At 31.4% G+C, this 12,987-nt stretch carries 12 protein-coding genes; 11 read left to right on the top strand and 1 reads right to left on the bottom strand.

Annotation, left to right across the window (positions count from 1 at the left end; translation table 11 throughout):
- The first annotated feature begins 31 nt into the window (after positions 1-31).
- Positions 32-1,414, top strand: a complete 1,383-nt coding sequence (gene nifE, locus C1I91_RS19375) for a nitrogenase iron-molybdenum cofactor biosynthesis protein NifE (RefSeq protein ID WP_164880708.1) — start codon at positions 32-34, stop codon at positions 1,412-1,414.
- A gap of 4 nt (positions 1,415-1,418) precedes the next feature.
- On the top strand, positions 1,419-4,733 hold the full coding sequence (nifB, locus tag C1I91_RS29155; RefSeq protein WP_238475841.1) for a nitrogenase cofactor biosynthesis protein NifB: 3,315 nt from the start codon (positions 1,419-1,421) through the stop codon (positions 4,731-4,733).
- A 75-nt stretch (positions 4,734-4,808) separates the two neighbouring features.
- On the opposite strand, the gene C1I91_RS19360 is transcribed toward nifB, so the two are convergent.
- Entirely contained in the window at positions 4,809-5,006 is a 198-nt protein-coding gene (locus C1I91_RS19360) for a hypothetical protein (RefSeq protein WP_128214352.1), read from the bottom strand.
- 176 nt (positions 5,007-5,182) lie between these two features.
- On the opposite strand from C1I91_RS19360, the gene modA reads away from it, so the two are divergent.
- The 9 genes from modA (at position 5,183) to C1I91_RS19315 (ending at position 12,975) form a co-directional block, all read left to right on the top strand.
- Positions 5,183-5,998, top strand: a complete 816-nt coding sequence (gene modA, locus C1I91_RS19355; protein ID WP_128214351.1) for a molybdate ABC transporter substrate-binding protein — start codon at positions 5,183-5,185, stop codon at positions 5,996-5,998.
- Between the two features lie 97 nt (positions 5,999-6,095).
- Positions 6,096-6,956, top strand: a complete 861-nt coding sequence (locus C1I91_RS19350) for an ABC transporter permease (protein ID WP_128214350.1) — start codon at positions 6,096-6,098, stop codon at positions 6,954-6,956.
- Between the two features lie 232 nt (positions 6,957-7,188).
- The gene (locus C1I91_RS19345; protein WP_128214349.1) at positions 7,189-7,452 is read left to right on the top strand and encodes a YkuS family protein; all 264 of its coding nucleotides are present in this window, start codon (positions 7,189-7,191) and stop codon (positions 7,450-7,452) included.
- A 689-nt stretch (positions 7,453-8,141) separates the two neighbouring features.
- Entirely contained in the window at positions 8,142-9,074 is a 933-nt protein-coding gene (locus C1I91_RS19340) for an IS1 family transposase (RefSeq protein WP_128214348.1), read from the top strand.
- 1,186 nt (positions 9,075-10,260) lie between these two features.
- Positions 10,261-10,683, top strand: coding sequence for a sigma factor (locus C1I91_RS19335; RefSeq protein WP_128214347.1), 423 nt, complete (start codon positions 10,261-10,263; stop codon positions 10,681-10,683).
- Complete coding sequence (locus C1I91_RS19330) at positions 10,670-10,930, top strand: hypothetical protein (RefSeq protein ID WP_128214346.1); 261 nt, start codon at positions 10,670-10,672, stop codon at positions 10,928-10,930. Before C1I91_RS19335 ends, C1I91_RS19330 begins: the two co-directional genes overlap by 14 nt.
- A 334-nt stretch (positions 10,931-11,264) precedes the next feature.
- The gene (locus C1I91_RS19325; protein WP_128214345.1) at positions 11,265-11,576 is read left to right on the top strand and encodes a PadR family transcriptional regulator; all 312 of its coding nucleotides are present in this window, start codon (positions 11,265-11,267) and stop codon (positions 11,574-11,576) included.
- Between the two features lie 2 nt (positions 11,577-11,578).
- The gene (locus C1I91_RS19320; protein ID WP_128214344.1) at positions 11,579-12,367 is read left to right on the top strand and encodes a DUF1700 domain-containing protein; all 789 of its coding nucleotides are present in this window, start codon (positions 11,579-11,581) and stop codon (positions 12,365-12,367) included.
- 266 nt (positions 12,368-12,633) lie between these two features.
- The gene (locus C1I91_RS19315; protein WP_128214343.1) at positions 12,634-12,975 is read left to right on the top strand and encodes a hypothetical protein; all 342 of its coding nucleotides are present in this window, start codon (positions 12,634-12,636) and stop codon (positions 12,973-12,975) included.
- Positions 12,976-12,987: the final 12 nt, after the last annotated feature.

Below are 12,987 nucleotides of genomic sequence, written 5' to 3'. Positions count from 1 at the left end.
TGTACTTGTGGAATATAGCAAAGTTGAACTAATAGAACATGAAGAAAAAACTAACCTAGTAAAACATGAAGAGGAAACTGAAATATTAAAAGCAAGGGAAGCCTTTGTTTGTATAAATTCTAAGGACAAAAATAACAGTTTAAGATGTGATGCAGAAAGTGTTTCTGGTTCTGTAAGCCAAAGAGCCTGTGTTTATTGTGGTGCTAGAGTTGTACTAAATCCAATAACCGATGCATATCACATTGTTCATGGACCAATAGGCTGCGCTAGCTATACTTGGGATATTAGAGGTAGTTTAAGCAGTGGAGAGGAAATCTATCGAAATAGCTTTTCTACAGATCTTAGAGAAAAGGATGTTATCTTTGGAGGAGAAAAAAAGTTAGCTGCTGCTATAGATGAAATAGTAGAAAGACACAAGGTTAAGGTCATTTTTATATATGCTACCTGTATAGTTGGTGTCATAGGTGATGATATTGATGCAGTGTGCAGAGCAGCGGAAAAGAAACATAATATAAGAGCAATCCCAGTTAAGTCTCCAGGCTTTGCAGGACATAAATCCATGGGGTATAAAGCCGCCTGCAATGCTTTGATTGAACTTATGGGCAAAGAAAAGCCTAAGGCTAAGAAAGAAAAAGCCATTAACTACTTAGGAGATTTTAATCTAGCGGGAGAGGCTTGGATTATCAATAATTATCTAAAGGAATTAGGAATAGATGTAGCTGCAAAAATCACTGGAGATGGAAGATGCGAAGAAATCATGAATGCAAAGAGTTCTAGCCTTAACATAGTACAATGTGCTGGTTCTATGACTTATCTAGCAAAGCTTATGGAAGAGCTTTATGACATACCATACTTAAAGATAAGCTTCTTTGGTGTAGAAGATACAAAGTTATCTTTGCTTAAAATAGCAGATTTTCTTGGAGATAAGGAAATGGAGAAAAGGGCTAGAGATTTTGTTTATAGAGAAGAAAAAAAGATAGAAAGAGAGTTAACGTATTATAGGAAAAGACTAGAAGGAAAGAGAGCAGCTATATACGTTGGTGGAGGCTTTAAGGCTATCTCACTTATAAAACAGTTCAAGGACTTAGGCATGGATACTGTAATGGTTGGAACTCAGACCGGTAAAAAAGAAGATTACGATGTCATAAGAAGCTTATGCAATGAAGGAACTGTAATCCTTGACGATGCCAATCCTGCAGAGCTTGAAAAATTTATGCTGGAAAAAGGTGCAGATATTTTAGTGGGTGGTGTAAAAGAAAGACCTCTAGCCTTCAAGCTAGGTGTAGCCTTCTGTGATCATAATCATGAAAGGAAAGAAGCCCTATGTGGTTTTGTCGGAGCAGTTAATTTCGCTAAAGAAATAGATTTGACCATAAACAGTCCTATATGGAATTATTTAAAGCTGGAGGTGTAGCTATATGAGTAGTAGAAATTTTGTTAATTTAAACATAAATCCTTGTAAGATGTGCATGCCAATGGGAGCAGTTCTTGCTTTTAAGGGAATTGAAAAAAATATGGTCATACTCCATGGCTCTCAAGGCTGCAGCACTTATATCAGAAGACATATGGCAACTCATTATAATGAGCCTATTGATATAGCCTCTTCATCTTTAACAGAAAACGGCACAGTATATGGTGGTAGTAGTAATCTAAAAAACGGCCTTAAAAATATGATAAAACTGTACAATCCAACTACTATTGGAGTTATGACCACCTGCTTAGCTGAAACCATAGGAGAGGATATAAAAAGGATTATCTCTGAATTTTACGAAGAGGAAGGCTCTGAACTTAGAAATAGGTTGAAGATTATACCAGTTCCAACTCCAGGCTATGGCGGTACTCATGAAGAAGGGTATTATAGAGCTTTAAGAGCTATTGTCGAAAATCTATGTGAAAAGAAAGAATCTTCCAATGGAAAAATAAATATTATCTGCGGAAATCTTAATCCAGGAGATGTAAGAAATATTAAAGAGACTTTAAAAAAGTTTTCTATCCAGTATGTTATGCTTCCAGATGTTTCGCTGAATTTAGATATGCCATACATGAAGGAATATAGCAGATTAAATCCTGGAGGAACTAAAATTGAAGATATCGAAGATATGGCAAATTGCATAGCGACAATAGAAATGGGACTTACCGTGGAAGATTCATTATCTCCAGGAGTATATTTAAGAGATGAATTTAATGTTCCACTTTTTAAGTGTGGCATCCCAATTGGACTTAGGAATAGTGATAAATTTCTAAAATTATTATCTGAAATCAGTGGGAGGAAAATCCCTGAGGAATTAATTGAAGATAGAGGTCGTCATCTGGATTATATGATAGATAACCACAAGCACAATGGAGAGGCTAGGGCAGCTATTTATGGAGAAGCTGAACTAGCTTTGTCATTATTAAAAATATGTATGGAAAATGGTATTGAGCCAAAAATCATAGCCACTGGTGCAAAAAACTCTCTATTTATTGACAAAGTTAGAGAGGAACTTAAAACCAATTCAAAGGAATGTCTATTATTAGATGATACGGATTTTGAAACCATAGAGAAGCATTGTAAAGAGCTTGAGGTAAATGTAATGCTTGGAAACTCTGATGGTAGAAGAATAGCAGAAAAACTTCATATAGATATAGTTAGAGTAGGTTTCCCCGTTCATGATAGAGTAGGAGCTCAAAGAAAAATAACAACCTTATATAATGGATCATCAAATTTAATAGATGACATAGCAAATGTTGTCTTGGCTAGTAAAGAGCATAACTTCAGAAAGTTTGCTTATGACAATTTTTATAAAGGAGATGAGCATATGGAAGTAGCAGATTCTAATGCGGATTGCAATGATAATGCATTATTTAATAGTTCAGCTAAAGAGTTATATGAAAAAAATAACTTTAAAAATACTCCGGAAGGTAATTTGAAAAGTAACTTAGATAATAAAGCAGTAAAATATTCAAAGGATGGATTACAAAATATTTCAACCAATAAAACTCTAAGCAGCTTTCAAGACAAGTTACTGGATATACAAACAAACAACTTTTGTGATAGCTTAACCAATAATCAGTTCAATAAATCAATTAATGAAGGGTCAGATATTATATCAACTAATGAATCAAACCTATCTAGTAAAGAAGAAAGGTTGATACCTTCAAATAAAGAAAAGACTTTAACTCACCCCTGCTACAACCAAGGGGCTCATGAGTATGCAAGAATGCATATTCCAGTAGCACCTAAATGCAATATAACCTGCAATTATTGTAGCAGAAAGTACGACTGCCCAAATGAAAGCAGGCCAGGAGTAACCAGTGAAGTTCTCACTCCAGAAGAAGCTTTACTTAAGTTTAAAGCAGTTAAAGCTAAATTACCAAACCTCAAGGTATTAGGTATAGCCGGGCCAGGAGATGCCTTAGCTAATTTTGAAGAAACTAGAAAATCTATAGAACTAATTAAAAGTGAATTCCCAGATGTAACTATATGCTTATCTACCAATGGACTTATGCTTCCTTTCTACGCAAATGATCTTTTAAAACTCGGAGTATCTCATTTAACCATAACCATAAATGCTGTTGATCCTAAAATAGGAGGAAAAATCTATAAGAACGTAAATTTTTTAGGTACTACTTATACTGGTGAAGAAGGGGCTAAAATACTTCTCAATAATCAGCTTATGGGACTAAAGTATCTTGCATCAAAAGGAATGGTTTGTAAGATTAATACTGTTATGATTAAGGGTATAAATGACAAACACATAGAGGAAGTAGTAAAAAAAGTTAAAGAGTATGGTGCTTTTATAACAAACATAATGCAATTAATACCTGTTAAAGGCAGTGCCTTTGAAGATCTTCCACTAGTCAGCAACATAGAGCTAAATGCGATGAGGAAAAAATGTGAGAGCCACTTAAAACAAATGTATCATTGCAAGCAATGCAGAGCTGATGCAATAGGTACTCTTTCTCTAGATAGGTCTCTTGAATTTAGAAATATTGGAAGTTGTTCATCAGCTTCAGGCTGTGGTTCATCTGTATGTGGTAGCGGCGAAACCGATAAAGAAGGATGTGGTTCCTTAATCTACCTAAAGCATGAAACTTCAACAGAAATATCTGATCCTTCATTCCATGGAAATAATGATGAAATTGATGAAGAATGCAATACTTCAATGGATGAAAATAATGAAGCTTTAAAAGCATATGATATCCCTCAAGCCTATGATAATAATTTGGCTTTCAAAGAAGATATGAAAGAGGCTATGAAAAAAGACGTCAAACAATATTCAAGAGAAGAGAATTCATCTTCAAGTTTTGAATATAATGAAAAATTAAAAGAAGTTTCCGATGTTTCAAAGGTTATAGTTATGGAAGATCACAAGGAAACACCAGTTAGCGCTAGATACAGATTTGCCATAGCTACAAAGTCAGGAATAAATGTAGATCAGCATTTTGGACATGCAACTGAATTTCATATATATGAATACAAAGATGGAGATATAAGCTTTGTGGAATTAAGAAATATAGAAAAGTATTGCACAGGAATTGAAGAGTGCGATGATCATGAGGATAAAATAAACAGAACTATAAGAACAATAGAGGACTGTTCTGCAGTATTAGCTATGAGAGCAGGAGATGCTCCTATAAAGAAGTTAGCTGAAAAGGGGATAGAAGTATTTCAAATGTACGACGGCATAAGAAGTGGAATAAACAAGGCTATTGAAAGTCTAAAAAGCAACAGTAAAGTCGCTCAAATTTAATGATTATAATGATACCTATTTGGCCAAAAACGTAAAATCACTACGTTCGAATCTACAGTTTTACTCTTTATTTAACTATTCACTTATATAAATCTTAAGTATATTAAGAATGATATTAAAATAAAGAGTAAAAAGAAATAATATGTCGCCTACCAGAATTTCTTCGCATATGTTTAGAAAAGGCAGGTGGCAAAAAACACGAATAAAGAACGTATTATTGATTTTTAAAGCCATTCCATCTGAAAAAATATTTAATTCTAATAGCTTGCTCATATAAAACCTCCTGTATAACCACTTAATTTCAACAATATTATTTAAATATTATAATAATAGGACAGCTATTATATCAGAATTTATATATATTCAAAGCAATAATGCCATTTAGTATTAAAAATAAAGAATGTTGAGTGATACTAATAATAAATTAAATTTTTGAAGGATGTGGAAAAATGAAATGTAAAAAGATAGTAATACCGATTTTAGCAGTATTGGTTGCATTAAGTGCCGTAGGATGTGCGGCAAAAGGAAAGGAAAGTAAAGCGGCTGCCCTAGAAAAAAAAGAAATAACAGTTTTTGCAGCAGCTAGCTTAACAGAGTCCTTTACTGAAATGGCAAAAAACTTTGAAAAACAAAAAAATATAAAAATTAAGTTCAACTTTGCAGGAAGTCAAGACCTTGCAAGCTCTATAAAGGCAGGAGCAGGAGCTGATATATTTGCCTCAGCAAATAAAAAATACATGGATGATTTAACCAAAGAAAATCTTATATCTAAAAGCAATACCTTTACCAAAAATACATTAGTAGTATGCAAAAGTAAAAAGTCTTCTAAAGATATTAAGGATTTAAAAGACCTTGATAAGGACGGGGTTAAGATTATTGTAGGTGATAAGTCAGTTCCATGCGGAAGCTACTTTTACACAGCCCTTGATTCAGCAGTAAAGGGAGGCATGCTAAAAGCCGAGGAGAAAGATAAGATATTAAAGAATGTAAAGAGTCAAGAGTTAAATGTTAAAGACATAGTAGCAAAGGTTCAGTTAGGTGATGGAGATGTAGGAATAGTATATAAAAGTGATATAACTGAAGCTAATAAGAAAGATTTAGATATGATCAAAATAGATGAATTTTCAAAACTTAATGTAGAGTACCCTATAGGTATAATTAAGAGCTCAAAAAATAGTTCTGAAGCAGAAACTTTTGTGGATTATGTAAATAGCCAAGAAGGAAAAACTATTTTAGACAAATATGGATTTGATACAGGAAAGTAAAGATAAAGTTGGCTTATTTATAATTGGAATTGTATACAAAATTTATATATAAGTGTGTTATATCTAATAAAGCTTTGTTAAAAGGGGGCCAAGCGATATGGTGGAAAGTAAAGTTAAGGTAGGCTCAAAAGAGTGCAGCAAATTGGGCTTTAATAAAATCTTTCTTAATGCTGGCAATGAATTAATCTCAGTTATTACAATTATAATTGTATTTGGCTTTATAATAGCACTGTCGCTGCCAGCACTATCACTTCTAAAATATTCAGGATTTACTGGCTTAATAGATATATTAAAGCAAGAAGATACGAAAAACTGTATACTCCTTAGCTTGCAAACATCATTTTTGTCCTTACTTCTAATATTTTTACTAGGAACCGCTACTGTATTTTATCTTCATCAGATTAAAAATCAGGTGCTCTATAAAATATTAGACATACTTATAGAGATACCAATTGTATTTCCACCAGCAGTTGCTGGATTGGGATTACTTATGACTTTTGGACAAAGTGGAGTAATAGGAAGATTTGCTAATTCATACGGATTTACTATAGTATTTACTCAAACCGCAGTTGTTATTGCTCAACTATTTGTCTCCTCATCTTATTACATCAGAATTGTAAGCAATGCTTTAAATGAAGTGCCTGTAGAGCTATTTGAAGCAAGCTATGTATTTGGAGCAGGAAAGCGAAAAACTATGTTTTTTATAATAATACCAATGATAAAAAAATACATAGTATCTGGCCTTATTCTAGCATGGATAAGGGCTTTAGGGGAATTCGGTGCAACTATGATGTTTGCAGGAAATGTTCAAGGTATTACGAGAACAATACCTCTACAGATTTATTCTTATATGCAAACAGACTTAAGCAAGGCTACTGCTCTTGCCGCTCTTATGTATATTCTATCCTTTACTATGCTGATTTTTGTAAGATTCATAACTAAAGAGGCTGACCAATAGAAGAGTATATTTTATAATCATAGAACTGTGGGTATATTCCTAATAGTAATTGCAATGCTTCAATACGATATTTATTTTCAAAATTCCCTGTTTTCTGAGAGTAAAATTTTAAAATACAAGTTTTACTATGAAGCAGCACTACATCTATATATAAAACACCTAATATATGAATTGAATATATAATCTTATTTTAAGAAAAACTATTAAAAAAATAAACATGAGGTGATAACATATGAAAAAAATTGGAGTAGAAAGAGGAGCAGCAATGATTGCAGGTTATCTTATGTCTAAAGGCTTTTCTGTTGAGATTTTAAGTGATGACCTTGAAAGTAGTGCTGCTGATTTAGATAGATTCGATGCAATACTGACTGCAGGTCACAATACAGATTTAATGGGCATTAGTGATACCTCAACAAAGGTGCCTATAATTAATATTAGTGGATTAACCCAAGATGAAATAAGAAATACTATAAAACAAAGAACATACACATCATAAAAGTTTCGAAGTATTTATATTTTCTATATATAAACTAAAGAATATTTCTTTTTCTTTGATGACGCTGACTTTTAAGAAGCGAATTCATAGCAAATAGAAATATTTTTTTGTACTTAAAGTTTCTCCGTAAATATGTTTAATCTTTTCAAAATGAGCATTTCAGTGAGCTTTGGCGATTAGCAGTTAAAGTGAGAATACCTAAGTAATATAGGGTGAAGTATATAGTTTTAACTCTATATGTGAATGTATTAAAAAAATGTGTGTCATGGTATTTTGAGATTATTTTAGTCAATTAGACTGCAATCAATTAATAAAAATTAGAAACATATCGTTATCACAGATCTTTTTAAGATTAAATAAGATACATCTTGTAAACATATATAGGTTCAGGCTTTGCAACGATACTTTTCATTCCCTAACACTGATTTAATATGAATAATTATTTATACAGAAACTTTTTATAGTAAAAAATAAGGTTATAACTAACGGTAATGAATACCTGGGTGGAGATATATTACACATGCCTATATGAATGTAGTAAAAAAATGTTGGTAGTATTTATTGGGAAAATGGATTAAAACATAAGTCAGTTGTCAAGAATTTTAATAGAGTGTTACAGCAAGGTTTTAATATAAACGACTTTATATACATTCTAGGAATACTTATTAATTTGCATTGGAGAGTGTTTCATGGTGAAGGAAAAAAGTGGATTCAACAATGATAAATCCAACAATAGATACACTTCAAAAGAAGATTATTACAGAAATCGAAAAGTTGAATGTTGTCCACAGTGTAGTAGCAAAGCTTTTAGTAAACATGGATTTTATAATCATATTCAAAGATATAAGTGTAGTAATTGCCATAAGACTTTCTCAAATGCTACTAGTTCCTTATGGAGTTATTCTAAAAAGGATATAAAATTATGGAATAAATTTACTAAGTTAACTTTAGAAAAGAAGTCCCTAAGATTCGCAGCTAAGAAATTAAAAATAAGTCTAACTACTGCTTTTTATTGGAGGCATAAAATCCTTCATAGCTTGACTTTACAAATAAAGACTGAAGTTTTAGATGGGATTGTTCATGCAGGAAAAGTGTTTTTTAAAGAAAACTTTAAAGGGTGCAGAGATATAAAAAGCAAAGAAATAAAGGAAAGTAAATGGAACATGTGGGATCTGAGAAACCCAAGGAAAAGCATTTGGGTCTTTAGTGCCATTTCAGATAACAACAGCATGTTTGCAACTTCAGTTGAACCTCATATAAAAATGAAATTCGTTAAAGAAAAGATATTCTCAAGAGTCGATAAGAAAGCCTACATAGTGCCATATCACCAAGATGGTTGCGTGTTTAGTATCGCTAAAGAATACAATGGGGAGAGAGTTATTGAAGTAGAAAGAGATCCTAGAATGCTATATTTAAGAAGAAATATCATGGGTTTTATAGGTATTTTCCGAGGCATTGCTACTAAATACTTACAAAGGTATCTCGAACTTTATGTGCTATCAAATACAAAAGGTGCTTCAATTTATTTGAAACTAATGAATGAAGACTTGTTGAAAGAGAATAATTTTATAAAAACTGATATTATAAGGGATTCACAAGGCTATATAAAAGATCCTAGGTAATTAATAATGCATAATTTTTGAGTGCAGTATAAGCATTAATTTAGTTTTATACTAATTTAATATTAACTTCATATACATATATGAATGTATCAAAAAAATGTGGGTGAAAATTTATTAATTATAGTAAAAACAACACTATTTTAATTAGTATTTTCTATAATCAAAGTTTTATATATTACAATTATGGTATATTTGCCATATATCGAGCAATGTGTAGGCTATTATTTAAAAATGTAGGATTATTTCAACATGGATCTCTTATTTATAAAATGCTCAATTATTCTAGCGTGATATATTAAATGAAGTTCATCATTAACATTGAGAGGCATATATGTTAGCCTGCCTTTAGGTATAGCATTATTTAATTTTCATATGAGTAATGGATATAAAATATATATGCGGAGGCTCAATGTCAATGGTTAATATATCTACTTTGGAATTTTGTGCATTTCTATCTTGGAGTTTTTCTACATTTTTATGTTGCTATGTACATAATGTAATGAAATAACTATCTAATTATGAAAGTAATTTACATAAAGTACTGATTATACTGCAATAATACGATTAGTCTCTTTTAAATTTAGCAACATTATTTTAATACATTCCCATATGCAGTTAAAGCACAAAGGTATATATACCTAACTATATATTGAAGTTTAATAAGTTTAGCTGCTTTTACTTAATAAAATTATGCTGATTCTACATAGCGCAGTGTAATTTTAAGACTTATTTAATAAATAAAAAATGGTTACCAACATTTCTTGAATACATTCGCATATACAGTGGAAAATATATCACTACACCTATTGATGGTGACTAAAAAGGCCAGTGTTATAAGCAAAATAAAGGAACAGAGGCAATAATTATAAAATTTTAATAGACATTAATCATAGCAAAGCGTCTAGTTTCATAAAGAAACTAGGCGTTTTGTTACGGTCTAGGAATCCTCCATGAAGGGAGCTTTAGCGACTTTTTAAAGGAATTTAGAAAGTTATAACGAATAAAGATGTACCAATTTATTCAGAAATCTATTTTCAAAGGTCTTCTAGCTTTCGGAGGAAAAAGGATGAAAATATGAATTTTCTAGAGAATAAAAAATAATTTGAACATTTTGTGCAAGTAGTGCATCTAACCTATATAAGAGTACTTAGCTAAGACTTTTACAAAGCAGTGAGGAGGAGATAATTTGGAATTTATCTCAACAATAAGAGAAACAGAAACTTCAGAGCTAGATGTAAGGCTAGCAAAGAAAGGGGATAAAGAGGCCTTTGGTAGATTAATAGAGGAATACAAGGTTTCTTTATATAGAATAGCACTTACCATGCTTACAGAAAAACAAGATATAGAAGATGCAATGCAAAATACAATAATAAAAGCTTATGAGGGGATAATTTATTTAAAGAAGAACGAGTTTTTTAAAACCTGGCTTCTAAAAATATTAATAAATGAGTGTAGATCAATACTAAGAAAATATAAAAGAGTGGCGCCTATAGAGCAAGTAAATGTGGATATTGGTGTTAGAGATGATTACAGCAATATTGAGATACAACAGGCTGTTAATTTACTTGATGATGATCTGAAAATTGTTACTCGAAGTGCAACAAGATAAAACTTTGATTTATTATGAATGCACAAAGTTTTTGCCGGCTTTAGGACCTTATGGGCTGATAATAAAGGATGAAAGTGGAAAAGAATATGATTTGGGAAAAGACTCTGTGAAAGATTTAGGTGACAATAAGTTTGTTGCTGAAATGAAGCCATTAGATAAAGCTAAAAAGTATATGATAATGGCAGTGGATTTTGAGAAGATGTATGATGTTAGGGATGATTTGAAATTTACTATTAATGTTAAGTAAGCTAACCAGTAAGTTTTTAGTAAGTTATCAGTAGAGTGCTCTAAGAGTCACAACTTCTGCTGCCTTTTTAGGACATGATGAAAGTCTTATAGTATTTTTAGGAGAAGATGATGAACGCCAATATCTATACCCAGAAGAATTTAATAGATAGACCTGCTACAAAAAGTAGTGGGTTTATTTTATTAAAAGATTGCCTAATTATACTTGGTTTCCTAACAAACGTTTTTATAGGCTATGCTTTATAGGTGAAATTTTATATTTGGTATCTTGTAATGAATAGTACTGAGTGATATACTGTAGATAAAGTATACAGAAAAAGGAAAGACAAAATTAAATGAATACTCAACTAAAAAAAGGCATATTAGAGTTATGTGTTCTATCTATGCTTTCAGAAAGAGACTGCTATGGTTATGAACTAGTAAATGAAATATCAAAAAATATAGCAATTTCTGATGGAGCTATTTATCCTGTATTGAGGAGAATGAATAATGAAGGATACTTAGAATCTTATTTGAAGGAATCTCAAGAGGGACCTCCAAGAAAGTATTATAGACTAACAAAACTTGGCGAAGAAACAAAAGAAGAATTATTAAATGAATGGGTTGAATTTGTGGATGGAGTCAATAATATAATAAAGGGGATTTAGATATGGATAAAAAAGATTTTATGAGGGCTATGGAAAAAGCTTTAAATAAAGTGCCAGAAGCAGAACGTAATGATATACTTTATGACTACGAAGAACACTTTATTATAGGAAAAGAAAATGGTAAGACTGAAGAGGAAATTTGTTTAGAACTTGGCAAGCCAAATGAAATTGCAGAAAGTTATAATTTAAGGTCAAAACAGACAGTAGGTAAAACCAATAAATTAATTGAGCCAAGTGAAAATTCCTTTAGTGAATATAGAGAAAAGAAACTAAATATAGGTAGTTCTCCTAGCAAATACGATAACGGCACAAGGGTATTAATTGGAGGATTTTCCTTAGCAGCGGGACTACTATTAATTTTTATGTTAACAAATTCTTTATTTTCAAATCATCGTATTTCTAACACTATTAATAAAGAAGTTAATGTTGGCGGAATGCAAATTGATAGTTCTGGTATTCATGGTGATGGAATTGATATCGGAAGGGATGGTATTATTACAGCAGAAGTTGGAAGTGATGATAAGTCTACAAGCTCACAGCAAGTTAATGTGGATTCAAATAGAATAAGTACACCAGAAGTAAATATAAATGAAAAGGAAATAGTTACTCCAGATGTTAAGATTGATGAAGATGGAATAACTACTCCAGATATGAAGATTGATAACAATGGCATAAGCGAACCAGGAATGAAAATTGATAAAGATGGTATAAGTATGCCTGGAGTAAAGATTGATAAGAATGGCATAAGTCTTCCTGGTATAAATATAGATAAAAATGGAATAAGAAAGTAATATATAGCGTCTAGAGATTAATTTTAAATTAAAGTGAGTTTTAAGGGTGGTATTGGAAAGTTATTTAGAAAAATGATTTTCCAGTACCATTCTTTTTCATAAAAGAATATGAAGAAGAAATTATTAAGAAATATGAAGGGTTAAAGAACTGATTTTAACTAAAAGATTCAATTTTTGTGTAATACTAATGGATTATTTGAAAAAAATGAAGTAATAGAGTATTATATAAAGTGTAGTTTATTCCATTATTTAGGTAAGGTGAGAGAATGAGTAAAAAAAGTAGTTATAAGAGAAAAATGGATGAATATAAGAATGCAAGTAATAACATAAGAAGATATGAACCGCAAATACAGACATCACTGGATATTATTAAAAATACTATTAGAGGATTTGAGGTAGTTTATAGTCAATCAGGTTCCTTCTATGGTGATGTAGCAGATAATTTTGAACATAAATCCCAGGAGGTTAATGACAGGCTAAACAGCATTGTTAATCGCTGTAGTGACTACTATAGAAACATAGAGGACAATGAAAGAAAATCAAATAGGTTATATGACCATTATAGGGAGCTATATAGAGAAGCTTGCAGACATAAGGATGATGATTAAAGTTATGGAGGA

Origin of the sequence: Clostridium manihotivorum (genome assembly GCF_004015185.1) — a bacterium.
Lineage (GTDB): Bacteria > Bacillota > Clostridia > Clostridiales > Clostridiaceae > Clostridium_AR > Clostridium_AR manihotivorum.
Note: the sequence above shows the minus strand (reverse complement) of the source record. Positions and strands in the feature narration are given on the sequence as shown.

Bases quoted from the DNA above. Each gene is read 5' to 3' on its own strand.
- nifB (WP_238475841.1), top strand. From the start codon at position 1,419: ATGAGTAGTAGAAATTTTGTTAATTTAAACATAAATCCTTGTAAGATG.
- C1I91_RS19360 (WP_128214352.1), bottom strand. From the start codon at position 5,006: ATGAGCAAGCTATTAGAATTAAATATTTTTTCAGATGGAATGGCTTTA.
- modA (WP_128214351.1), top strand. From the start codon at position 5,183: ATGAAATGTAAAAAGATAGTAATACCGATTTTAGCAGTATTGGTTGCA.
- C1I91_RS19350 (WP_128214350.1), top strand. From the start codon at position 6,096: ATGGTGGAAAGTAAAGTTAAGGTAGGCTCAAAAGAGTGCAGCAAATTG.
- C1I91_RS19345 (WP_128214349.1), top strand. From the start codon at position 7,189: ATGAAAAAAATTGGAGTAGAAAGAGGAGCAGCAATGATTGCAGGTTAT.
- C1I91_RS19340 (WP_128214348.1), top strand. From the start codon at position 8,142: ATGGTGAAGGAAAAAAGTGGATTCAACAATGATAAATCCAACAATAGA.
- C1I91_RS19325 (WP_128214345.1), top strand. From the start codon at position 11,265: ATGAATACTCAACTAAAAAAAGGCATATTAGAGTTATGTGTTCTATCT.
- C1I91_RS19320 (WP_128214344.1), top strand. From the start codon at position 11,579: ATGGATAAAAAAGATTTTATGAGGGCTATGGAAAAAGCTTTAAATAAA.
- C1I91_RS19315 (WP_128214343.1), top strand. From the start codon at position 12,634: ATGAGTAAAAAAAGTAGTTATAAGAGAAAAATGGATGAATATAAGAAT.